This is a genomic window from Ideonella alba (genome assembly GCF_018069875.1).
Taxonomy (GTDB): Bacteria; Pseudomonadota; Gammaproteobacteria; order Burkholderiales; family Burkholderiaceae_C; genus Ideonella; species Ideonella alba.
The window spans coordinates 300,190-321,917 of the sequence record NZ_JAGQDF010000002.1; the positions used below are offsets into that span (position 1 = coordinate 300,190).

13 protein-coding genes are annotated in these 21,728 nt (G+C 70.9%); 4 read left to right on the forward strand and 9 right to left on the reverse strand.

What is annotated here, in order from left to right; all coding sequences use genetic code 11:
• Nucleotides 1-25: 25 nt before the first annotated feature.
• Both KAK07_RS04380 and KAK07_RS04385 read right to left on the reverse strand, forming a co-directional pair.
• The gene (locus KAK07_RS04380; protein WP_210855062.1) at nt 26-2,173 is read right to left on the reverse strand and encodes a putative bifunctional diguanylate cyclase/phosphodiesterase; all 2,148 of its coding nucleotides are present in this window, start codon (nt 2,171-2,173) and stop codon (nt 26-28) included.
• A gap of 34 nt (nt 2,174-2,207) precedes the next feature.
• Nucleotides 2,208-2,741 carry a heme NO-binding domain-containing protein gene (locus KAK07_RS04385; protein ID WP_210855060.1) on the reverse strand — a complete coding sequence of 178 codons (534 nt, stop codon included), beginning with the start codon at nt 2,739-2,741 and terminating at the stop codon, nt 2,208-2,210.
• 202 nt (nt 2,742-2,943) lie between these two features.
• On the opposite strand from KAK07_RS04385, the gene KAK07_RS04390 reads away from it, so the two are divergent.
• Nucleotides 2,944-4,626, forward strand: a complete 1,683-nt coding sequence (locus KAK07_RS04390) for an electron transfer flavoprotein-ubiquinone oxidoreductase (protein ID WP_210855058.1) — start codon at nt 2,944-2,946, stop codon at nt 4,624-4,626.
• 79 nt (nt 4,627-4,705) lie between these two features.
• On the opposite strand, the gene KAK07_RS04395 is transcribed toward KAK07_RS04390, so the two are convergent.
• The 6 genes from KAK07_RS04395 to KAK07_RS04420 form a co-directional block, all read right to left on the reverse strand.
• Nucleotides 4,706-5,656: a transglutaminase family protein gene (locus tag KAK07_RS04395; protein WP_247661198.1), complete on the reverse strand. Its 951-nt coding sequence runs from the start codon at nt 5,654-5,656 to the stop codon at nt 4,706-4,708.
• A 10-nt stretch (nt 5,657-5,666) separates the two neighbouring features.
• Complete coding sequence (locus KAK07_RS04400) at nt 5,667-8,273, reverse strand: circularly permuted type 2 ATP-grasp protein (RefSeq protein ID WP_210855054.1); 2,607 nt, start codon at nt 8,271-8,273, stop codon at nt 5,667-5,669.
• Between the two features lie 60 nt (nt 8,274-8,333).
• The gene (locus KAK07_RS04405; RefSeq protein WP_210859205.1) at nt 8,334-11,891 is read right to left on the reverse strand and encodes a transglutaminase family protein; all 3,558 of its coding nucleotides are present in this window, start codon (nt 11,889-11,891) and stop codon (nt 8,334-8,336) included.
• Between the two features lie 102 nt (nt 11,892-11,993).
• Entirely contained in the window at nt 11,994-12,947 is a 954-nt protein-coding gene (locus KAK07_RS04410) for an alpha-E domain-containing protein (RefSeq protein ID WP_210855050.1), read from the reverse strand.
• Between the two features lie 32 nt (nt 12,948-12,979).
• Entirely contained in the window at nt 12,980-14,413 is a 1,434-nt protein-coding gene (locus tag KAK07_RS04415; RefSeq protein ID WP_210855048.1) for a circularly permuted type 2 ATP-grasp protein, read from the reverse strand.
• Entirely contained in the window at nt 14,410-16,929 is a 2,520-nt protein-coding gene (locus KAK07_RS04420; protein ID WP_210855046.1) for a DNA internalization-related competence protein ComEC/Rec2, read from the reverse strand. The genes KAK07_RS04415 and KAK07_RS04420 overlap by 4 nt, the downstream gene beginning before the upstream one ends.
• Before the next feature lie 53 nt (nt 16,930-16,982).
• Between KAK07_RS04420 and KAK07_RS04425 the strand changes: the two genes are divergently transcribed.
• From KAK07_RS04425 to ubiM, 3 genes are all read left to right on the forward strand, one after another.
• Entirely contained in the window at nt 16,983-17,444 is a 462-nt protein-coding gene (locus tag KAK07_RS04425; protein ID WP_210855044.1) for a RidA family protein, read from the forward strand.
• Nucleotides 17,445-17,446: 2 nt separating this feature from the next.
• Nucleotides 17,447-17,926 (forward strand): disulfide bond formation protein B, encoded by a 480-nt coding sequence (locus KAK07_RS04430; RefSeq protein ID WP_210855042.1) that lies wholly within the window; start codon nt 17,447-17,449, stop codon nt 17,924-17,926.
• Nucleotides 17,927-18,034: 108 nt separating this feature from the next.
• Nucleotides 18,035-19,327, forward strand: coding sequence for a 5-demethoxyubiquinol-8 5-hydroxylase UbiM (ubiM, locus tag KAK07_RS04435; RefSeq protein ID WP_310740697.1), 1,293 nt, complete (start codon nt 18,035-18,037; stop codon nt 19,325-19,327).
• Nucleotides 19,328-19,379: 52 nt separating this feature from the next.
• Here the strand turns inward: ubiM and parC are convergent, their stop codons facing one another.
• Entirely contained in the window at nt 19,380-21,701 is a 2,322-nt protein-coding gene (parC, locus tag KAK07_RS04440) for a DNA topoisomerase IV subunit A (RefSeq protein WP_210859207.1), read from the reverse strand.
• Nucleotides 21,702-21,728 lie beyond the last annotated feature (27 nt).

The window sequence follows — 21,728 nt, forward strand, 5'->3', positions numbered from 1 at the left end:
TCCTTTCACATGACCAAGCGACAGCCTAGCATGTGAACAGCTGGGCCAGCCAATCGTCCTGCGGCATCGGGCGGTCAAACAGGTAGCCCTGGAATTCGTCCACGCCCAGCGAGCGCAGCAGTTCGAACTGCTCGTCGGTCTCGACGCCTTCGGCCACGGTGCGCAGACCCAGGCCACGGCAGATGTCCAGCGTGCCGCGGATCACCACCAGCGCCTTGTTGTTGTTCAGCGCTTCGGCCACGAAGGCGCGGTCGATCTTGACCTTCTGGAACGGCAGCTTCAGCAGGTGCGACAGCGACGAATAGCCGGTGCCGAAGTCGTCCAGCGCCAGGCTGAAGCCGTGGCGGCGCAGCCGGCCCAGCAGCGGATAGACGGCCGACTCGGTCAGCGCCGATTCGGTCAGCTCCAGCTCCAGCGCCGACGGCAGCACGCCGTGGCGCTGGCAGGCGTGCAAGGCGATGCGCTCGAAGGACGGATTCAGCAGCTGCTTCGGCGACAGGTTCACCGCCACCGGCATCGCCCGGCCGCGCCGGCCCAGCTCGGCCGCCAGGCGGGCCGCCGAATGCAGGGCCTGGCGGCCCAGCAGTTCGATGGCGCCGGTCTGCTCGGCCATCGGGATGAACTCGGCGGGCGACACCACGCCGAAGTCGCGCGTGCTCCAGCGCACCAGCAGCTCGGCCCCCTGCGGCTGACGCTGGGCGTCGACCTTGGGTTGCACGACGAAGCTGAAACCGCTGCGCTCGGCGTCGATGCGCAGCAGGCTTTGCAGGCGCACCCGGCGCATCGCGCCTTCCTCGATCTGCGGCTCGTACATGCGCAGGCAGTTCTTGCCCTGCTCCTTGGCGGTGTACATCGCGGCATCGGCCTTGCGCAGCAGGGTCTGGGCGTCGATGCCGTCATGGGGATGCAGCACCGCGCCGATGCTGGGGCTCATCATCATGTCCTGCGCATAGCCCACGCCGAAGGGCGAGGCCATCGTGGCCAGCAGCACCTGGGCGCTCTGGCGCACCTCGAAGTCGCCGCTGCCAGGCGCCAGCACCAGCACGAACTCGTCGCCGCCCCAACGGCCGATGAAGGCCTCGGGCAGTGCACGCGTCAGGCGCCGGGCCACTTCCTGCAGCACCATGTCGCCGGCGCCATGGCCGAAACTGTCGTTGATCGACTTGAAGCCGTCCAGGTCCATGAACAGCAGACCGAAGGAGTCGCCGCTGCTCTGGTGCAGCCGCTCCTCCAGGTGCTTCTGGATGGCCGCGCGATTGGGCAGCTCGGTCAGGCTGTCCTGAAGCGCCTGGCGGGCGAGCAGGGTCTCGGCCTTCAGGCGCTCGCTGATGTCGTGCATCGAGACGATGCGGCAGGCGCTCTGCCCCGCATGCCCGGCCACGAAGGTGACCGTGGCCGCCACCGGCACCTCGCCCGGCTGGGCGCGCAGGCGCGCCTCGCCGCGCCAGCCGCTGCCCTCGGACGAGGTGTCGGGCAGGCCGATGAAGCGCGACAGCAGTTCGCCCCGCACCTGCCAGGGCGTGTAGCCCGACAACTGGCTGAAGGCCTTGTTGGCCTCGACCACGCGGCCCTCGTCGTCCACCACCAGCAGCGCGTCGTGGGTGCTGGCAAAGGCGGTGGCCAGCAGGTGCAGCGACTGCTCCGATTCGCGCTGGGCGGTGATGTCCTTGATGGTGCCGGCCACCCGCACCGGGCGGCCCAGGTCGTCGCGCTCCAAGGCCCGACCACGCACGCGCACCCAGCGCTCGCCCGGGGCGAGCTGGATGCGGTAGGCCATGTCCACGTCCTCGCGGGCACCGGCCAGGTGCAGGCGCCAGGCCAGGGTCATCGAGTCGCGGTCGTCCGGGTGGACCAGATCAATGAAGGCGCGGCCGCCCACGTCGGGCCAGGCCACCTCGACGCCATCGATGAACAGGCCATGCACCTCGAAGCGCTCGGCCTGGGCCGACCATTCCCAGATGCCTTCGCCGCTGGCCCACAGCGCCATCTGCAGGCGGTGCTCGGACTCGCGGGCCTGCTGCAGCGCGTCGAAGAGCTCGCGGCTCTTGTTCATCAGCAGCGCCTCGGCCGACTTGCGGGCCAGACGCTCGCGCTCCAGACGCCGCGACAGCACCACCGCCTCGTCGGACAGCGGCAGCGGCATCGGTTCGGTGGGCGGGACCTGATCGCTCATCGTGCAGCCCCGGGTGCGCGTGGAGCGGCCGCGCTCATGTCAGGTCCTCCAGCAGGAACTCGGCGCCGTCGTCCAGCGCGGCCATGCTCACGCGACCGCGGCAACCGTAGTGCGCCATCACGCCCTCGATCAGGCCCAGGGCCAGCATCTGCAGGCGCCGCTCCGAGCGGTAGCGCATGCGCATCTGCGTGGATGAGCGCTCCAGCACGTCAAAGTGAGGCAGCTGGGCCTGCGGGTACAGCTTGCGCACCTCGACGTGGATGTGGCCGTCGATCGCCGCGATCAGATCGAAAGGATGGCGGTGGGCCGCGAAATAGTGGCCGTGCGCCTGGCTGAAGCGCTGCGCCAGGTGGCTGCCGAAGCTGCGCACCAGTTCGTCCGCCGAATGCCCGCTGCGCCGGGCCAGGCCCAGGACCATGGCCTGCAGTTCCTCGGCCGGGTAGTAGCCCACGGCCGTGTAGGCACCGCCATGCGCCAGGCCGGCGTCGGCCAGCACCGCATCGGCCACTTCCGGGGAGAAGCGGGCCTCGACCATCTCGATGAATTCGGTGAACACCATGCCCAGCATGGCCACTCCTTGACGCGCGGCGAATCCGCACCTCGCGGCGATGTTAGTTCGCCATCGTTCCACCGTCGCAACGAACTGCAGCCCTGGTGTGGCGCTTATCTCCGACGAAATTCGAACGATCGTGCTTTTTTTGGCCAGCAGCCGATAGAATCACGCCCAGCGCCCGCCAGGGCGGCCCCTGCACGACCTCTCCAGGAACACCATGACTTCCGAAGAACTCCTCGCCCAGTTCGGCCCCCGTGACTCGATGGACTACGACGTGGTGATCGTCGGCGGCGGCCCGGCCGGCCTGTCCACCGCGATCCGCCTGAAGCAGCTGGCCGCTGAAAAAGGCGCCGAGATCAGCGTGGTGGTGCTGGAAAAGGGCTCGGAGCCCGGTGCCCACACCCTGTCGGGCGCGGTGATGGACCCGCGGGCGATCACCGAGCTGTTTCCCGACTGGAAGGACCGCGGCGCGCCGCTGAACCAGCCGGTCACCAGCGACGACATCCTGTTCCTGTCGGCCGACGGCGCCACCCGCACGCCCGACTGGCTGGTGCCCGATTGCTTCCACAACCACGGCAACTACGTGATCAGCCTGGGCGCGGTCACCAAGTGGCTGGGCGAGCAGGCCGAGGCGCTGGGTGTCGAGATCTTCCCCGGCTTCACCGCGGCCGAGCTGGTCTGCGACGAGCAGGGCCGCGTCAAGGGCGTGGCCACCGGCAACGTCGGCCTGGGCAAGGACGGCGAGCCCACCGACAACTTCCAGCTCGGCATGGAGCTGCTGGGCAAGTACACCATCTTCGCCGAGGGGGCCCGCGGCCACCTGGGCAAGCAGCTGCTGCAGCGCTTCAGGCTGACCGAGGGCAAAGATCCGCAGACCTTTGCGATCGGCATCAAGGAACTCTGGGAGGTCCCGGCCGACAAGGCCCAGCCCGGCAAGGTGGTGCACACCGCGGGCTGGCCGATCACCGACGACACCTTCGGTGGCGGCTTCCTCTACCACCTGGAGGGCAACAAGGTCACGCTGGGCTATGTCATCGGCCTGAACTACGCCAATCCCTGGATGAGCCCCTTCGAGGAGATGCAGCGCTGGAAGACCCACCCGGCCATCCGCGCCCACATCGAAGGCGGCAAGCGCATCGGCTACGGTGCGCGGGCGATCAACAACGGCACGCCGCAGGCCCTGCCCAAGCTGGTCTTCCCGGGTGGTGCGCTGGTGGGCTGCGATGCCGGCACGATGAACGCCGCACGCATCAAGGGCAGCCACGCGGCGATCAAGAGCGGCATGCTCTGCGCCGAGGCGCTGTTCGAGGCCCTGCAGGCCGGCCGCAGCCTGGATGAACTCAGCGCCTTCAGCGCCGCCTTCGAGGCCAGCTGGCTGCACGAGGAACTGCAGCGCACCAAGAACTTCAAGCTCTGGTTCAAGAAGGGCCAGACGGTGGGCAAGCTGATGACGGGCATCGAGCAGTGGCTGATGCCCAAGCTGGGCATGCCGGTGCCGCCCTGGACGCTGCACAACGACACGCCCGACCATGTCTGCCTGAAGCCGGCGGACCAGTGTCAGAAGATCGACTACCCCAAGCCCGATGGCCAGCTGACCTTTGACCGCCTGTCCTCGGTGTTCATCAGCAACACCAACCACGAGGAGAACCAGCCGGCCCACCTGCGCCTGACCGATGCCGCGGTGCCGGTGGCGGTGAACCTGACGAAGTACGCCGGCCCCGAGGGCCGCTACTGCCCGGCCGGCGTCTACGAGTTCGTGAACAAGGACGGCGCCGATCAGCTGGTGATCAACGCGCAGAACTGCGTGCACTGCAAGACCTGCGACATCAAGGACCCGACGCAGAACATCACCTGGGTGACCCCGGAAGGTGGTGGCGGTCCGAATTACGCGGGCATGTGACCCGCGTCAGTCGAACTGCAACGCGGGCATGTGACCCGCGTCAGCGACCCCGCAGCGGCGCCCCCACCGGGCGCCTTTTTCATGCCCCCGCGGCGGGTTCGTCCAGCGGCTGCACCGTCACCGCCACCCGCGGCTGCACCCGCCCGCCGCCGCGGATCACGCCGCGCAGCGGCGCCACGTCGGCGTAGTCGCGGCCCCAGGCCAGTGTGACGTGGTCCAGCCCGGCCGGCACCCGGTTGGTGGGGTCCAGCGCCAGCCAGCCCTGCTCGGGGCACCACAGGGCTGCCCAGGCGTGCGAGGCGTCGGCGCCCACCAGGCGCGGCTGACCCGGCGGCGGCTGGGTCAGCAGGTAGCCGCTGACATAGCGCGCCGCCAAGCCCAGCGAGCGGCAGGCACCGATCATCACATGGGCGAAGTCCTGGCAGACGCCCCGGCGCAGCGCCAGCGCTGCCACCGCCGTGGTGCCGGCATCGGTGGCGCCGTGCCCGTAGGCGAAGTCGTCGTGCACCCGCGCCATCAGGTCCAAGGCGGCGGCGGCCATCGGGCGGCCCGGCGTGAAACTCAGGCGCGCGTAGGCGGCCAGCTGCGGGTCGCGCGGGGCGAGTTCGGTGCCCAGCGTGAACTCCACCGCCTCGCGGTGGGTGGTGCCGGCGTGGTAGCGCAATGATTCGGCGACCGATTCCCAGGCGGGGCTGCTGTCCGGGTCGATGGCGGGCGGCGCGCTGAGGCCGGCCTCGAAGCGGCTGCGCACCCGCAGTTTGTCGTGCACCCGCGAGTGGCTGAAGGTGATGCGGCCATTGCCCCAGGGGTCCAAGCTGACCTGGCTGGGCGGCAGCGCCTGGCCGGCCGGACCAGCCAGCGCCAGCCATTCGTCGGGCGTGGGGTCGATGCTCAGGTCCCAGGCGCGCACCAGCTGGGTCTCGCTGCTGCGCGGCACCAGACAGGCCACGTGATGGGCCAGCTCCACCGGCAGCTCGTAGTCGTAATGGGTGTCGTGGCAGATGCTGAGCCAGCGCAATGCCCCGGTCATCGTCCGCCCTTCACTGCCAGACCATGCGGTCTGCCGGACCGACATGCGAGAACAGGCGCTGGCCCAGCGCATCCGACAGCCCCCTGACCTGCTGCCCGCACTGCGCGAGCAGCGTGATCAGCGGCGCATGGCCGCCGGCGTCATCCGGGGTGCTGATCAGCTCAAGGGGCCAGTCCTCGGGCCGCGGCAGCGTCGCGGCCACCTCCTGCGCCCAGGCGGCATCGTGGCGCGACAACTTGATGAAGCGGTCGCGCATGGTGCGCGCCACCCAGGCCAGGGCACGCGGGTTGTCGGTGTCGTGCACCAGCAGGTGCAGCAGCGGCGGCAACTCGCGCCGCGCCTGGAACTGGGCGCGGTAGGTGATGGTGGAATCGAACAGACCCAGCAGCAGCGCGAAGCCCTCGTCACGGCGGTGCAGGCCACGCTCGATGCCCAGCGCCAGCGCATGGGCATGGAAGTCCAGGCGTTCGATCTGCCGGCCCACGCTGAGCAGGCGCCAGCCATCGTCGCGGGTCATGCGGTCGGTCTGGGCGCCGGTGATCGCGGCCAGATGGGTGGCGGCGCGTGCCAGCACGCCCATCACGTCGGCCAGTGGCTCGGCGGCGGCGGTGTCCAGCGCAGCACGCAGGTGCTGGTCGAAGTGCTCGCCGACCTCGCGGATCAACTTCCAGTGCTCGGGCGACAGGCGTTCGCGCAGGGCCTGGGCGCAGCGCATCAGGGCCTGCAGGTTGTAGGCCACGCTGGTGGCGCCCTGGGCGTCGCCCAGCGCATGCACCAGCGCCCGCTCGAACACCCGCACCGACTGCTGCGGCGTGGGCACGCCGGTGCCCACCAGCCCGTGGTGGCGGGCCAGGGTGTCGAGCACGCCCAGCACCTCGGCCGAGGCGCCGGTGATCAGCGAGCCGGTCAGCGCCTCCAGCGTCAGGCGGGCCAGGCGCACGCAGTTCTCGGCGCGCTCGCTGTAGCGGCCCAGCCAGAACAGGTTTTCGGCGGAGCGGCTGGTGACGCTGCGGTGCCAGCTGGCCAGGTCGGCGGCGCTCAAGGGGCGCGGCAGCAGGCTGGTCGGGTCGACCTCGCCCCCGGTCTGCACCCAGGTGTCGGCGCTGCTGTGGCCATGCTGCATCGACAGCCAGGGGTTGGCGCCGCCATCGCCCTCGGCCGCCACGCGGGCCATGCCGCCCGGGACCACGCGCCAGCCGCCGCGGCCATCGGCCACGGCGAACACGCGCAGCACCGCGCTGCGCGCCAGCAGGCGGCCCTCGCGCCAGACCGGGGTCTCGGCGCCGCGCATCGGCGCCTGCAGTGTGCAGGCAGCAGGGTCGTCGTCAATGCGCTGAAGCAGCGCAGCACGCGCCCGGGCATCCAGCGCCGCCACCCGCTGCGGCACCAGGCCCGGCCGCCCTGGGCCGGGGGCAAAGGTGGGCACGGCGATGAAGTCGCCCAGACGTGCGCGGTGGTCCTGCCACACGGCTTCTTCGCCACACCACCAGGTGGTCACCGCGGGCAGGGCCAGCGGCTCGCCCAGCAGGCGCTCGGCCACCGCCGGCCAGAAGGCCGCCAGGCCCGGGCTTTCCAGCCAGCCGGCGCCGGGCGCGTTGGCCACGACCACCTCGCCGGCCCGCAGCGCCTGCAACAGGCCGGCCACGCCCAGCGCGGAGTCAGGGCGCAGCTCCAGCGGGTCGAGGTACTCGTCATCCACCCGGCGCAGCACCACGTGCACCCGCTCCAGACCGTGCAGGGTCTTCAGGTAGACGCGGTTGGCGCGCACCGTCAGGTCGGCGCCTTCGACCAGTGCGATGCCCAGGTAGCGGGCCAGGAAGACCTGCTCGAAATAGGTTTCGTTGGCCGGGCCGGGGGTGAGCAGCACCACGCGCGAGCGCTCGCCAGCCGGCGACAGCCGCATCAGGCCCTGCAGCATGCCCAGGAAGCTGGAGGCCAGCCGCTGCACGCGCAACTCGCGGAAGGCGATGGGGAACTGCTGCGCCACGATCAGGCGGTTCTCCAGCAGGTAGCCCAGGCCCGACGGCGCCTGGGTGCGCTGCGCGGCCACCCACCAGCGGCCCTCGGGGCCGCGCACCAGGTCGAAGGCCGCCACGTGCAGGAAGACATCGCCGGCCGGGCGGCAACCATGCATCGGCCGCAGGTACTGCGGGTGGCCCAGCACCAGCGAAGCCGGCAGCAGGCCCTCCTCCAGCAGGCGGCGCTCGCCGTAGGCGTCGCGCAGCACGGCATCGAGCAGGCGCGCGCGCTGGGCCACGCCGCGCTCGATCTGCGCCCAGTCGTCGGGACCGATCAGCGTGGGCAGCGACTCCAGCGGCCAGGCACGCTGGCTCTGGCCGCCGTCGGCATAGACGTTGTAGGTGGCGCCATCCTCCAGCACGCGGCGCTGGATGCGCGCCTGGCGGGCCGGCAGGTCGGCCCAGCCCTCGGCGCCGATGGCGGTGAAGAAATCACGCCACAGCGGCGCCATGCCGGCAAGCGGCGCGCCAGCCTCTCCCAGCCGGCCCAGCAGCTCGCTGAAATGGCCCTCACGCCCGCGCACGGCGGCCGCCAGCGCCAACGCCACAGGGTCGACGACGGCGTCATCGGGCAGGAGGCTGGGCTGCTGCGGTTGCATGCCCCAATGATGCCTTGCCTGCGGCGCCGGCTGGTCCGCCTCCACGAACGCTGCCCGATCTCAGCGCCCGGCGCGGCGCATGTCGAGGGTGAGCGGGAACTCCAGGCTGCGCTCCGGCATCGGCGCGTCCACGGTGCCCGGCGTGTGGCCCATCGCGAAGAAGCGCGCCAGACGGCGGCTCTCGGCCTCATAGGCGTTGACCGGGAAGGTGACGTAGTTGCGGCCGCCCGGATGCGCCACGTGGTACTGGCAACCGCCCAGCGAGCGGCGCATCCAGGTGTCGATCAGGTCCACCGTCAGTGGCGCGTGCACACCGATCGTCGGATGCAGCGCAGACGGCGGCTGCCAGGCACGGTAGCGCACGCCAGCAACGAACTCGCCGGCCCGCCCGGTGGGCTGCAGGTCGACGCCCACGCCATTGACGGTGATGCGGTGGCGCGGATCGACCAGGCCGCTGACGCGCAGCTCCAGCCGCTCCAGCGACGAATCCACATAGCGCACCGTGCCGCCGGTGGCGCCCTCCTCGCCCATCACATGCCAGGGCTCCAGCGCGCTGCGCAGCGTGACGTGCACGCCGCGTGCGGCGAACTCGCCGATCTTCGGGAAGCGGAACTCGAAGTGCGGCGCGAACCAGCCGGGCTCCATCGTGTAGCCGGCTTGCTGCATCTCCTCCATCACGTCGGCGAAGTCCATCTGCACGAAGGCCGGCAGCAGGAAGCGGTCATGCAACTCGGTGCCCCAGCGCACCAGCGGCGCACGGTAGGGCGTGGTCCAGAAGCGGGCGATCAGGGCGCGCAGCAGCAGTTGCTGCACGATGCTCATGCGGGCATGCGGCGGCATCTCGAAGGCGCGCAGTTCCAGCAGGCCCAGGCGACCGGTGCTGCTGTCTGGCGAGTAGAGCTTGTCGATGCAGAACTCGCTGCGGTGGGTGTTGCCGGTCACGTCGACCAGCACGTTGCGCAGCGTGCGGTCGACCAGCCACGGCGGCATGTCCTGGCCGTAGAGCGCCTTGCTGCGCTCGATTTCGCCCAGCGCAATCTCCAGCTCGCGCAGCTGGTCGTTGCGCGCCTCGTCCACCCGCGGCGCCTGGCTGGTCGGGCCGATGAACAGACCGCTGAACAGGTAGCTGAGACTGGGGTGGTTGTGCCAGTAGGCCAGCAGCGAGCCCAGCAGGTCCGGGCGGCGCAGGAAGGGCGAATCAGCCGGCGTGGCGCCGCCCAGCACGATGTGGTTGCCGCCGCCGGTGCCGGTGTGGCGGCCATCGAGCATGAACTTCTCGGTCGACAGGCGCGAGCGCCAGGCGGCGTCATAGAGGAACTCGGTGTGCTGGACCACCTCGCTCCAGCGATGGGCCGGATGGATGTTGACCTCGATGACGCCCGGATCCGGCGTGACCTGCAGCAGCTTCAGGCGCGGGTCGCGCGGCGGCGGGTAGCCTTCCAGCACCAGCTTGACGCCCTGTTCGGCCGCCGTGGCTTCCACCGCGGCCAGCAGCGCCAGGTAGTCCTCCAGGCGCTGCAGCGGCGGCATGAAGACGTACATCACGCCACTGGCCTGGCCGACCGCCTCGGCCTTGGGGCCGTTGGCGCGGCGCGGATCGCGCACCTCCACGCACAGCGCGGTGCGGGTGATCCAGTGGGCGCTCTGGAAACGCTCAGGGCGCTGGTCCAGCGGCACGGAGGCAGCGCCGGGCGCCGCGCCGGCGTCGCCCTGGCCGGGCACCCGCTCGCCCTGCCCCTGACCCGTGCCGACGCCCAGGTCGGCGGCAGCGCCAGCGCCTGCCAGACCAGCGCCGTCCAGGTCGGCCGACTGCAGCGCCACCGTGCCGCCCTCGGCAAAGCCGCCGCCGACGCGGTGAGCGGCATAGCCCTGTTCGCCGCCCACCTCATGGGCGAACTGCGCCTTCAGCCGGCTGGCGGCCGGCAGCGCGTCGCGCGGCGCGAAGGGGTCGTGTTCGTGCAGGAAGGGGTACTCGCCCTTGCCCACCCAGGGCAGCGAGTCCAGCGGCAGGCGGTAGCCCATCGGCGAATCGCCGGGGAACAGGTACATGCGCTCGTCGCGGAAGAACCAGGGGCCGGTGACCCAGCGGGTGCCGCTCAGGCCCGGACCCTCGTCGACCTTGATCGGCAGCACATAGCCGACCTCGTGGTCCAGGCCCTGGTCGAAGACGCGACGCAGACGCAGGCGCTCCAGTTCGTCGTCCAGGCGGGAGTCGAACGGATCGACGTTGACCGGCAGCCGGCGCTCGCGCCACAGGTAGTACCAGGTGTCTTCAAAGCCGGTCTGGATGTAATCGGTGCTCAGGCCCAGGCGGCGGGTCAGGGCGAGCAGGAAACGCTTGGCATCGGCCGAGGTGTAGGCATGCGGGTCGCGCTCGTCGGCGAACAGCGACGGGTCGTTCCAGCAGGGCTGACCGTCGGCGCGCCAGCAGATCGACAGCGCCCATCGGGGCAGTTGCTCGCCGGGGTACCACTTGCCCTGGCCGTAGTGCAGGAAGCCACCCTGGCCGTACTCCGCCCGCAGGCGCTGCACCAGGTCCTGGGCATACAGGCGCTTCGTGGGGCCCAGTGCGTCGGTGTTCCACTCGGCGCCGTCACGGTCGTCCACCGAGACGAAGGTGGGCTCGCCGCCCATGGTCAGGCGCACGTCGCCGGCCTGCAGCTCGGCATCGACCTGCTCGCCCAGGCGCAGCACGCGCGCCCACTGGTCCTCGGTGTAGGGCTTGGTGACGCGCGGCGATTCCCAGATGCGGGTGATGCCCATCTCGTGGCCGAAACTGACCTCGGACTCGTCCACCGCGCCGGAGATGGGGGCCGCGCTGCTGGGCTGCGGCGTGCAGGCCAGCGGGATGTGGCCCTCGCCGGCCAGCAGGCCGGAGGTGGGGTCCAGGCCGATCCAGCCGGCACCCGGCAGGTAGACCTCGCACCAGGCGTGCAGGTCGGTGAAGTCGACCTCGGTGCCGCTGGGGCCATCCAGGGCCTTGACGTCGGGCGCCAGCTGGATCAGGTAGCCCGAGACGAAGCGCGCCGCCAGGCCCAGGTGGCGCAGCATCTGCACCAGCAGCCAGCCGGTGTCCCGGCAGGAGCCACTGCCCTTGGTCAGCGTCTCCTCGGGCGTCTGCACGCCCGGTTCCATGCGGATCGTGTAGGCGATGTCGCGCTGCAGGCGCTGGTTCAGGCCCACCAGGAAATCGATCGTGCGGGTCTTCTCGGTGGGCACGCTGGCCAGCAGCGCGGCCAGCCGGGGCGTGGCCGGCTCGACCACCAGGTAGGGCGCCAGCTCGGCGCGCAGGCTGTCGGTGTAGGCGAAGGGGACGTGCTCGGCCTCGGGCTCCAGGAAGAAGTCGAAGGGGTTGTAGACCGACATCTCGGCCACCAGGTCGATGGTGACCTTGAACTCGGTGGTCTTCTCGGGAAAGACCAGGCGCGCCATGTAGTTGGCGAAGGCGTCCTGCTGCCAGTTGATGAAGTGGCCGGCCGGCTCGACCTGCATCGAGTACGACAGGATGGGCGTGCGGCAGTGCGGCGCCGGCCGCAGCCGGACGATCTGCGGCGACAGCCCCACGCGGCGGTCGTAGCGGTAATGGGTGACGTGCTTGAGGGCGACGTGGATGGACACGGGCGTTCCTTGGTGGAAATCGAATCTCGGACTGGCGACGACGCGACCCCCCGATGCAGGTGCACCCGAGGATCGCCGTCGACGGTGATCAGGTCGTGACGCTCAGGACGGCACCAGGAAGTCGCGGCTGATGCCCGCCCCCAGATCGCCCACGCGGTCGAGGTACTGGCTCAGGTAGGCATGCAGGCCGGTCTCGAGGATCTCCTCGATGCGCGCGTATTCCAGGTCGCTGGCCAGCCGGCCGGCCAGACGCAGGGTCTCGGCCGATTGCTGGTTGGCCACCCGCTTGAGGTTACGCAGCACCTGACCGGTGCAATGGGCCAGCGAGCGCGGCATGTCGGCGCGCAGGATCAGCAACTCGGCCACCTTGGGCGGCTCGATCACGTTGCGGTAGACCTTGCGGTAGATCTCGAAGGCAGAGACCGAACGCAGGATCGCCGACCAGTGGTAGAAGTCCTGCTCACCGCCCCGCGGGCCGCTGTCGCCGGCCGGGTGGCCCTGCAGCGCGTGGAACTTCACGTCCAGCAAGCGGGCGGTGTTGTCGCCGCGCTCCAGGAAGGAGCCGATGCGGATGAAGTTGAAGGCCTCGTCCTGCAGCATCGTGCCCACGGTCACGCCGCGCGAGAGGTGCGAGCGGAACTTCACCCACTCGAACAGCGCCGACGGGTCGCGCGCCAGCAGGCCGTCCTTGAGCAGGCGGTTGAACTCCAGCCAGGTCTGGTTGGTGGTCTCCCAGACCTCGGTGGTCAGCGTGCCGCGGATGGCGCGGGCGTTCTCGCGCGCGGCGCGCAGGCAGCACAGGATCGACGAGGCGTTGCGTTCGTCGCGGACCATGAAGTCCTGCACCCGGGCGGCGTCGATCGCGCCATAGCGGGCCTGGTAGTCCTGGGTCAGTTCGGAGATCGACAGCAGACCGCGCCAGCCCTGCTCGGCGGTGTCGCTGGACTGGGGCAGCAGCGAGGTCTGGTAGTTGACATCGAGCATCCGGGCCGTGTTCTCGGCCCGCTCCATGTAGCGGGACATCCAGAACAGGTGATCGGCGGTACGAGAGAGCATGTTCTTGTTTCCTGAAGGGGCCGATCGGGGGGTCAGTTCTCGAGCACCCAGGTGTCCTTGGTGCCGCCACCCTGGCTGCTGTTGACGACCAGCGAGCCCTCTTTCAGGGCGACGCGCGTCAGGCCGCCGGGCACCATCTGCACCTCGGTGCCCGAGAGCACGAAGGGACGCAGGTCGATGTGGCGCGGCGCGATGCCGCTGTCGACGAAGGTGGGGCAGGTCGACAGGCTCAGCGTGGGCTGGGCGATGTAGTTGCTGGGGTTGGCCACGAGGTGGGCGCGGAAGTCCTCGATCTCGGCCCGGGTGGCGGCCGGGCCGACCAGCATGCCGTAGCCGCCGGCACCGTGCACTTCCTTGACCACCAGTTCGTCCAGGTGGTCGAGCACATAGGCCAGGTCGTCCTTCTCGCGGCACAGGTGGGTGGGCACGTTGTGCAGGATGGGCTTCTCGCCGAGGTAGAACTCCACCATCTTGGGCACGTAGGGGTAGATCGACTTGTCGTCGGCGATGCCGGTGCCGATCGCATTGCTCAGCGTGACGTTGCCGGCCTTGTAGGCGTCGACCAGACCGGCGCAGCCCAGCGTGGAGTCCTTGCGGAAGACCTGCGGGTCGAGGAAGTCGTCGTCAATGCGGCGGTAGATCACGTCCACCCGCTTGGGGCCCTGCGTGGTGCGCATGAAGACGGTGCGGTCCTTGACGAACAGGTCCTGGCCCTCGACCAGTTCCACCCCCATCTGCTGCGCCAGGAAGGCGTGCTCGAAGTAGGCCGAGTTGTACATGCCGGGGGTGAGCACCACCACGGTGGGGTCGGCCACCTGGCGCGGCGCGACGCTGCGCAGGGTTTCGAGCAGCAGGTCGGGGTAGTGCGCCACCGGTGCGACGCGGTGCTGGGCGAACAGCTCGGGGAAGAGCCGCATCATCATCTTGCGGTTCTCCAGCATGTAGCTGACACCGCTGGGCACGCGCAGGTTGTCCTCCAGCACATAGTAGGTGCCGCTGCCGTCAGGCTGGGCAGCGCGCACGATGTCGATGCCGGCGATGTGCGAGTACACGTCCTGCGGCACATCGACGCCCATCATCTCGGGGCGGAACTGGGCGTTGTTCTGGATCTGCTCGCGCGGCACGATGCCGGCCTTGAGGATCTCCTGGCCGTGGTAGATGTCGTGGATGAAGCGGTTGAGTGCGGTGACGCGCTGGCGCAGGCCCTTCTCCATCTCGCGCCATTCATGGGCGGGGATGACGCGCGGGATCAGGTCAAACGGAATCAGGCGCTCGGTGCCCTCCCCCGAGTCCTTGTCACCGTAGACGGCAAAGGTAATGCCGACGCGGCGGAAGATCATCTCCGCCTCTTCGCGCCGCGCCTGCATGCCATCGCGCGGCTGGCGGGCCAGCCATTGGTCGTAGGTCTTGTAATGCGGGCGCACCGTGGTGCTGGTGGCCTGCATCTCGTCGAAGCTGGGTCTCATTCGGTCTCTCCTGCCTCCGGCTTAGCAACAAGCGCACCAGCCGGCGGGGGCGGCACATCGGATGGCCGATGGTGCCAGTAGCGGCGATGCACATCGCGGGTGCACGATGCACCAGCATCATCCCACCGCCAGGCGCCGCAGACATCCGTACGCACCACATCGATGCTCGCCGCCCGATAGCGGGCCATCACCTCGGGATGCGGGTGGCCGTAGCGGTTGCGGTAGCCCAGCTGCATCACGGCCACGGTCGGCCGCGTGGCGCCCAGCAGCGCGTCGGAGGAGGAGCTGCGGCTGCCGTGGTGCGGCACCAGCAGCACCGACAGTGGCGGGCGCGCCGCCAGGCCGGGGGCCAGCGCGGCTTCTTCGGCGACGCCGATGTCACCGGTCAACAGCAGGGCGCGACCCTGCTCATCATCGACGCGCAGCACGCAGCTGGCCGCATTGGTGGCGCCCTGGCGGCGGGCGCCGGGTTCGGGCGGCCACAGCACCTCGAAGTGCACGCCATCCCAGACCCATGCCTGGCCGGCCTGGCAGGGCTGGGCGCCGGTTCGGTCCGCCAGCAGCGGATGCGATGGGTCCAGCGAATGCCGCAGCCGCGCCACCGGCAGCCGGCGCAGCAGGCTGCCTGCACCGCCGATATGGTCCAGGTCGCCGTGGCTCAGCAACAGTTCGTCGATCTGCCGCTCGCCCAGCGCCCGCAGCGCCGGCCAGATCACCCGCTCGCCGGCGTCTTCGCCCTCGCCCTGGGCGGGCCCGGCGTCGTAGACCAGCAGGTGATGGCGCGTGCGCACCAGGGCCACACTGCCCTGCCCCACGTCCAGCGCCTGCACCCACCAGTGGCCGGGCGCTGGCAGGCGTTGCGCCGGCCAGAGCACCGGCAGGGCCAGCAGCAGGGACAGGGCCTGCACCAGCCGGGGCAGGCGCCAGACGGCCAATCCCGCCCCCAGCATCGCCGGCGCGACCAGCCAGCCGGGCCCGGCCGGCACCGCCAGGCTGGCCCAATGGCCTTGTGCCAATGCGTCGGTGAGCCACAGCAGCGGCGCCAGCAGCACGGCGGCGACTGTCAGGACCGGCGGCCACAGCAAGCCCAGCAGCGCCAGCGGCGTGATGACCCAGGTCACCCAGGGCACGGCCACCAGGTTGGCCGGCCAGGCGGCCAGCGACCATTGGTTGAACCACAGCACCACCAGCGGCGCCAGGCCCAGGCCCACCACCCACTGGGTGCGCCAGGTCTGGGCCAGCGCCGCGCCTATGCGTCGCCAACCCGGCCCGCTGGCCGCGCGGGGCTCGGGATCGGCCGCCAACAGCCAGGTCACGGCCACGAAGGACAGCCAGAACCCTGGTTGCAGCAAGGCCCAGGGATCGAGCGTGGCCACGCCCGCGGCCGCCCACACGCCCCGCAGCAGCGCCGGCCAGCGCCAGCCGACATGCGCCATCGCCACCCCCAGTGCCAGCATGCCCACGGTGCGCTGGGCCGGCACGCCCCAGCCCGACAGCACGGCATAGGCCGCCGCCAGGGCCAGCCCGCCCCAGCGGGCCACCCAGGGCGTTGGCCAGCGCGCCACGCCAGCGGGCCAGCGCCGCCACACCACCGCCAGCAGCGCCTGCGCCAACGCAGCGAACAGCGTGATGTGCAGGCCGCTGATCGACATCAGGTGCGCCACGCCGGTGTCGCGGAACACCGCCCACTGCGCCGGCCCGATCGCCGACTGGTCACCGATCGCCAGCGCCGCCAGCACACCCACCGTGGCCGGGTCGGGGCCGGACAGCAAGATGCGGTCGCGGGCCCGCTGGCGCAACCAGCCCAGCGCTTCCTCGGGCACCCACCAGCGCGGCGGACCCAGACGCTGGGCCACCGCGCCGCGGCCGGTGCGCACCTGGCCAAAGCCGCCCAGGCCACGCTCGAAGGCCCACAGTTCGGCATCGAAACCCTGCGGGTTGAGCTGGCCATGCGGTGAACGCAGGCGCACCGGCAGACGCCAGGCCTCGCCCGCGGCCAGCGCGGCGGGGGCCGCCAGCGCGCCGTCGGCGGTGGGCCAGACCAGCCACAGGCGGCTGGGCAGGGGCGTGCTCAGCGGGCCTTCGGACTCGTCCAGCAACGGCGCGGCGGGGTCAGGCTCGAAGGCGAAGCGCAGGCCGTCGGCCTGCACCTGCACCAGGCCCTGGACACGACCCTGCAGGCGCAGGTCGCGGCCCTCCAGCGCCGGGGCCAGCCGGTCCTGCAGGCGGCTGTCGGCGCGCAGGTCGGTGCTGCCCGCCGCCACGCTCAGCAGGCCGGTGGCCAGCAGCAGCGCGGGCCAGGGGCCACCGCGTCGGGACCAGGCCGCCGCCAGTCCCAGACAGGCGGTGCCCAGCCCGAGCACCGCCCATGCCACGCCGGGCGGCAGCAGCTCGGCCTGCTGCAACTGCCCGGCCAGCCCCAGCATCCAGACCACCGGCCACGCCGCCAGTTGCCAGGGCTGCGGCTGCCGGGTCAGGGGGACTGCACAGCGGGCGTCGGGCGTCGCGGCGGCCATGGCGCAGTGTAGGATCGCGGCCCGCATTCGCCTCTCCCCCAAAGGAGCCATCCATGTCCGTTGCCGCCCGCCTGCAGAGCCTGGGCATCACCCTGCCGCCGGTGGCCGTGCCCGCCGCCGCCTATGTGCCGTTTGTCCAGACCGGCTCGCTGGTCTTTCTGTCCGGCCACATCGCCAAGAAGGATGGCAAGCCCTGGGTGGGCCAGCTGGGCCTGACGATGGGCACGGAAGAAGGCAAGGCCGCGGCCCGGGCGATCGCGATCGACCTGCTGGGCACGCTGCAGGCCGCCTGCGGTGACCTGGACCGCGTGGTACGTATCGTCAAGGTGATGAGCCTGGTGAACTCCGCGCCCACCTTCACCGAGCAGCACCTGGTCACCAACGGATGCTCGGAGCTGCTGGCCGAGGTCTTCGGCCCCGAGGTGGGCGCCCATGCGCGCAGCGCCTTCGGCGTGGCGCAGATCCCGCTGGGCGCCTGTGTCGAGATCGAGCTGATCGCCGAGCTCAAGGCCTGACGATGTCGCTGGTCCGCACCCTGGCCCGTCCGCGGCCGCTGCTGCTGCTGACCGCGCTGGCCTGCTGGTCCGCGGTGGGCCTGGCGCTGCTGTCGCAGTACCGCTTCGACATGCCGCCCTGCCCCTGGTGCACGCTGCAGCGCCTGATCTTCCTGGTGCTGGGCGCCGCCGCGCTGCTGGGCGCGGCGGTCGAGCCGCTGCGCAAGCCGCTGGCCGGGCTGGGCATGCTGCTGGCGCTCAGCGGCGTGGCGGCGGCGCTGTGGCAGCACTTCGTGGCCGCGGCCAGCGCCTCGTGCAACCTGACGCTGGCCGACCGCATCCTCGATGGCCTGGGCCTGCTGGACCTGGCGCCCGAGGTGTTCATGCCGATGGCCTCCTGTGCCGACGCGGCGGTGAACCTGCTGGGCGTGCCCTACGCCTTCTGGAGCCTGGCGCTGTTCGCACTGGCCGGTCTGGCCTGCCTGGCCGCGCTGCGCCGCTGAAGCCCGCGAGGCTGACGCGGGTCAAGCGCCGCGCGACAATGCACAGCGATGATGCACGCTGCCCTGGGCAGCGCTGCCGCTGCCATGACCTGCCGCGAAAGTTCTGCCGTGAGCGATTCCACCTCCTTCGATACCGACGTGCTGATCGTCGGCGCCGGCCCTGCCGGTCTGGCGCTGGCCTGCGCGCTGGCGGATGCCGGCATCCACAGCCATGTCCTTGAGCAGGCCCCGCGCGACAGCCTGGTGGCGCCGCCGGAAGATGGCCGCGACATCGCGTTGACCCACCGCGCCCGCCGCATCCTCACCCAGTTGGGCCTGTGGGAGCGCCTGCCGGCCGACGAGATCGCACCGCTGAGGGCCGCCCAGGTCACCAATGGCGAATCACCGATGGTGCTGCCCTTCGATGGCCGCGCCGACGGCCACGAGCAACTGGGCTGGCTGGTGCCCAACCACCGCATCCGCGAAGCCTGCTTTGCGGGTGCCAGCGCGCGCGCCGAGCGGGTCACGATCACCGGCGACGCCCGTGTGACCGCGCTGGACCGCGACGCCAGCGGCGCCAGCGTCACGCTGGCCAGTGGCCAACGGCTGCGCGCCCCGCTGGTGATCGCCGCCGACAGCCGCTTCTCCACCGTGCGCCGCATGGCCGGCATCGGTGCACGGATGCTGGATTTCGGCCGCACCGCCATCGTCGCGCGCATGCGCCACGAGTTGGAACACGACGGCACCGCCCACGAATGCTTCCTGCACGGCCACACGCTGGCCATGCTGCCGATGGCTGGCCGCCAGAGCTCCGCGGTGTGGACCGTCACCAGCGACGGCGCCGCCGCGCTGATGGCCGCCCCCGAGGCCGAGTTCGCCGACAAGGTGGACGCCGCCTTCGGTCATCGCCTGGGCCGGCTGGAGCTGGCTGGCCAGCGCCACGCCTACCCGCTGGTGGCGGTCTACGCGCAGCGCTTTTGCGCCGAGCGCTTCGCGCTGATCGGCGACGCCGCCGTGGGCATGCACCCGGTCACCGCGCACGGCTACAACTTCGGTCTCTACGGCATCGAGGTGCTGGCGGCCGAACTCGCCAAGTCACGCGCCGATGGCCGCGACCTGGGCGACGCCCGGGCACTGCAGGCCTATGCGGACGAACACCGCCGCGTGACGCTGCCGATCTACCTGGGCACCAACCTGGTGGTCAAGCTGTTCACCACCGACACGGCGCCCGCCCAGCTGGCCCGCGAGGCGATCGTGCGGGTGACCAACTGGGTGCCACCGATCAAGAGCGCGGTCACGCGCCAGCTGACCGGCGACCGGTTGAAGACGCCGTGGGGCGATCTGAAGGCGCCGCCGCTGCCGCAGCTGCCTGCCCTGCCGAAGCTGCCCAAACTGCCGCCGCTGTCCGACCTGCTGCGCTGAGCGTCAGGCATGCGCGGGGCGGTGCGCGCCCCGCTGCCGGACGCACAGCCGCTCAGGCGGCGGTGACCCGCGCGACCTTCATCACGCCCTCGACCTTGTGCCCCTTGCGGGCCCGCTTGCCCAGATGGTGGGCGAAGGCCGCGCCCTTGACCAGTTCGTCCTTGTCCTTGCCGCCGCGGCCGCTGCCAAGCACGCGCAGGCTGTCGCCGCAGGTGGCGGCCGACACCAGCGGCGCCTTGGCGTCCACGTCCATCAGCGTCAGGCCGCGGCCGCCGTTGCTCTGCAACTTCAGCTCGGCCAGCGGGAACACCAGCAGCCGGCCGTCCATCGCCAGGCAGGCGACGTTGGCATGCGTCGAGGCCACCGGCACCGGTGGCAGCAGGCGATCCGCCGGCTCCAGGCTCAGGAAGCTCTTGCCGGCCCGCTGCCGGCTGGCCAGGTCACCCAGGCGGGCCAGCAGACCAAAGCCGCCGGTGTTGGCCAGCAGCACCACCTGCTCGGCCGGGCCGGCCATCAGGTGGGCCACCTGGGTGCCCGGCTCCAGATCGATCAGGCTGGTCACCGGCACGCCATCGCCGCGGCCGCCTGGCAGGCTGGCCACCGGGATGCTGAAGGCGCGGCCGGTGCTGCCCAGCACATAGAGCGTGTCGACGCTGCGGCAGGCGAAGGTGCCGTACAGGCCATCACCGGCCTTGAACGACAGGTTGGCCACGTCCACCTCATGGCCCTTCATCGTGCGCACCCAGCCCTTGAGGCTGGCGATCACGGTCATCGGCTCGTCGACGATCTTGACCTCGGCCACCACGCGCTTGTCGGCCTGGATCAGCGTGCGGCGCTCGTCGCCGAACTGCTTGGCGTCGGCCTCGATCTCCTTGATCAGCGTGCGCCTGAGCGTGGCCGGGCTGCCCAGGATGTCCTCCAGCTTCGCCTGGTCCTCGCGCAGGCCCTTGAGCTCCTGCTCGATGCGCAGCGCCTCCAGCCGGGCCAGCTGGCGCAGCCGGATCTCGAGGATGTCCTCGGCCTGGCGGTCGCTCAGCGAGAAACGGGCGATCAGGGCCGCCTTGGGCTCGTCGCTCTCGCGGATGATGCGGATCACCTCGTCGATGTTCAGCAGCACCAGCTGCCGGCCCTCGAGCACATGGATGCGGTCGAGCACCTTGTCCAGACGGTGGCGGGTGCGGCGCTGCACCGTGGTCTGGCGGAAAGCCACCCACTCGGTCAGCATCTGGCGCAGGCTCTTGGGCACCGGCTTGCCGTCCAGGCCCACCATCGTCAGGTTGACCGGGGCGTTGCTTTCCAGGCTGGTGTGGGCCAGCAGCGCGGTGACCAGCTCCGACTGCTCCACGGTGCGGCTCTTGGGCTCGAAGACCAGCCGCACGGCGGCGTCCTTGCTGGATTCATCGCGCACGGCGTCCAGCACCGCCAGCATCGCTGCCTTGAGCTGCGTCTGCTCCTGGGTCAGCGCCTTCTTGCCGGTCTTGACCTTGGGGTTGGTGAGCTCCTCGATCTCCTCCAGCACCTTCTGCGCGCTGGTGCCCGGCGGCAGTTCGGTCACCACCAGCTGCCACTGGCCACGCGCCAGGTCCTCGATCTTCCAGCGCGCACGCAGCTTCAGGCTGCCGCGGCCGCTGCGGTAGGCCTCGCGGATCTCGGCGTCGCTGCTGATCAGCTGGCCACCGCCGGGGTAGTCGGGGCCGGGCAGCAGTTCGAACAGCGCGTCGTCGGACAGCTGGTCGTCGCGGATCAGGGCCACCGCGGCGGCGGCCACCTCGCGCAGGTTGTGGCTGGGGATCTCGGTGGCCATGCCCACCGCAATGCCGCTGGCGCCGTTGAGCAGCACGAACGGCAGGCGTGCCGGCAGCTGGCGGGGTTCCTCGAACGCGCCGTCATAGTTGGGCACGAAGTCCACCGTGCCCTCGTCGATCTCGTCGAGCAGCAGGCGGGCGATCGGGGCCAGGCGCGCCTCGGTGTAGCGCATCGCGGCCGCGCTGTCGCCGTCGCGGCTGCCGAAGTTGCCCTGGCCGTCGATCAGCGGGTAGCGCAGCGAGAAGTCCTGCGCCATGCGCACCATCGCGTCATAGGCGGCGGTGTCGCCATGCGGGTGGAACTTGCCCAGCACATCGCCCACCACGCGGGCGCTCTTGACCGGCTTGGGCGCACCGCCCGAGCCGCCAAAGCCCAGGCCCATGCGCTGCATGCTGTAGAGGATGCGGCGCTGCACCGGCTTGGCGCCGTCGGTCACATCAGGCAGGGCCCGGCCCTTGACCACGCTGAGCGCGTATTCCAGGTAGGCGCGTTCGGCGTAGTGCGCCAGCGTGATGGCATCGCCCGCCGGAGCGGCGGGCGCAGAGAACAGATCGGCTTGGTCGGACATGGTGCTTGTTGAAGGGGAAGGCCCACG

Excerpts from the sequence above, each read along its gene's own strand:
- KAK07_RS04380 (WP_210855062.1), bottom strand. The coding sequence starts at position 2,173 with ATGAGCGATCAGGTCCCGCCCACCGAACCGATGCCGCTGCCGCTGTCC.
- KAK07_RS04390 (WP_210855058.1), top strand. The coding sequence starts at position 2,944 with ATGACTTCCGAAGAACTCCTCGCCCAGTTCGGCCCCCGTGACTCGATG.
- KAK07_RS04415 (WP_210855048.1), bottom strand. The coding sequence starts at position 14,413 with ATGAGACCCAGCTTCGACGAGATGCAGGCCACCAGCACCACGGTGCGC.
- KAK07_RS04420 (WP_210855046.1), bottom strand. The coding sequence starts at position 16,929 with ATGGCCGCCGCGACGCCCGACGCCCGCTGTGCAGTCCCCCTGACCCGG.
- KAK07_RS04410 (WP_210855050.1), bottom strand. The coding sequence starts at position 12,947 with ATGCTCTCTCGTACCGCCGATCACCTGTTCTGGATGTCCCGCTACATG.
- KAK07_RS04385 (WP_210855060.1), bottom strand. The coding sequence starts at position 2,741 with ATGCTGGGCATGGTGTTCACCGAATTCATCGAGATGGTCGAGGCCCGC.
- parC (WP_210859207.1), bottom strand. The coding sequence starts at position 21,701 with ATGTCCGACCAAGCCGATCTGTTCTCTGCGCCCGCCGCTCCGGCGGGC.
- KAK07_RS04395 (WP_247661198.1), bottom strand. The coding sequence starts at position 5,656 with ATGACCGGGGCATTGCGCTGGCTCAGCATCTGCCACGACACCCATTAC.
- KAK07_RS04425 (WP_210855044.1), top strand. The coding sequence starts at position 16,983 with ATGTCCGTTGCCGCCCGCCTGCAGAGCCTGGGCATCACCCTGCCGCCG.
- KAK07_RS04400 (WP_210855054.1), bottom strand. The coding sequence starts at position 8,273 with ATGCAACCGCAGCAGCCCAGCCTCCTGCCCGATGACGCCGTCGTCGAC.
- KAK07_RS04430 (WP_210855042.1), top strand. The coding sequence starts at position 17,447 with ATGTCGCTGGTCCGCACCCTGGCCCGTCCGCGGCCGCTGCTGCTGCTG.